Source organism: Solimonas variicoloris DSM 15731 (assembly GCF_000382285.1).
Lineage (GTDB): Bacteria > Pseudomonadota > Gammaproteobacteria > Nevskiales > Nevskiaceae > Solimonas > Solimonas variicoloris.
The window spans coordinates 1-1092 of sequence record NZ_KB907971.1; the positions used below are offsets into that span (position 1 = coordinate 1).

The window sequence follows — 1092 nt, forward strand, 5'->3', positions numbered from 1 at the left end:
CAACCTCGCCGAGTGGTACGCGCCCCATGTTGCGGCTTGGTCGGCGCACGCGAAGACGGATACCACGCTTTGGTTTTGGTGCACTGAAGTCGGCTGGGCGCTGGTGCACCCCGTCTTGGAAATGCACGGGTGGCAGTACGAGGAATGCAATATCTGGGACAAGGGCATTGCCCACGTCGCCGGCAACTGCAACAGCAAGACTATCCGAGGCACACCGGTTGTGACCGAAGTTGCTGTGCGCTACACGAAGCGGAACCAGCTACCTGGTAGCAACGGGCAAATGCTGTCCATCAAGGATTGGGTGCGGCATGAATGGCTGCGCAGCGGGTTACCCATGTCGAAAGCGAATGATGCTTGTGGTGTGGCGAATGCTGCGACCCGCAAGTATCTGACCCAGTGTCACCTGTGGTACTTCCCACCACCGGAGGCCATCGTTCGCATGGCCGAATACTGCAACGAGCACGGCCGCCCGACCGAGCGCCCTTACTTCTCCCTCGATGGGCATAGCCCTGTTACCGAAGAGGGGTGGGGGAAGATGCGCGCCAAGTGGACTCATACCCACGGCATCACGAACGTTTGGCGGGAGCAAGCCGTTCACGGCCGAGAGCGCATCCGGACAGGCGTGGGCTACCTGCATGCCAATCAGAAGCCGTTGGCCCTTATGAAGCGGCAGATCATTGCGTGCACAGATCCAGGCGACGTTGTTTGGGAACCCTTCGGCGGTCTGTGCTCGGCATCCATTGCTGCCCTGCACACCGGGCGGCGCTCCTTCGCCGCAGAGATCAATCCCGATTACTTCCAGGTGGCCGCGTCGCGCCTTGAAGAAGAATTCACCAACATGGAGGAACGACGAGAACATGCCGCCTAGCACATCGCCCACACCGCCGGTCAAGACTGGCGGGCCAGATCGTTCATGGCCCCATCGCAGGCTTTACGAGAATGTCATCAAGACGCTCTATGCCCTGCCCGAAGAGTTCAGGACTTCCCTTCGTATTTCGGACTTCCGAGCGACGGACATTTTCACCCTGAACTCTGCCCTTGGGGCCTCCATCGAGGACGCCGTCGTCAACGGCTTGAACAGTCTGCGCGAGG

General features: G+C 60.2%; 1 protein-coding gene and 1 pseudogene. Both read left to right on the plus strand.

Annotated features, from left to right (window positions below; translation table 11 throughout):
* The coding region (locus H149_RS21820; RefSeq protein WP_020651376.1) for a DNA methyltransferase at positions 1-868 on the plus strand (868 nt) is incomplete at its 5' end.
* Positions 858-1092, plus strand: a pseudogene (locus tag H149_RS23880) (hypothetical protein); the annotation flags it as partial. The gene H149_RS21820 and the pseudogene H149_RS23880, both read left to right, overlap by 11 nt.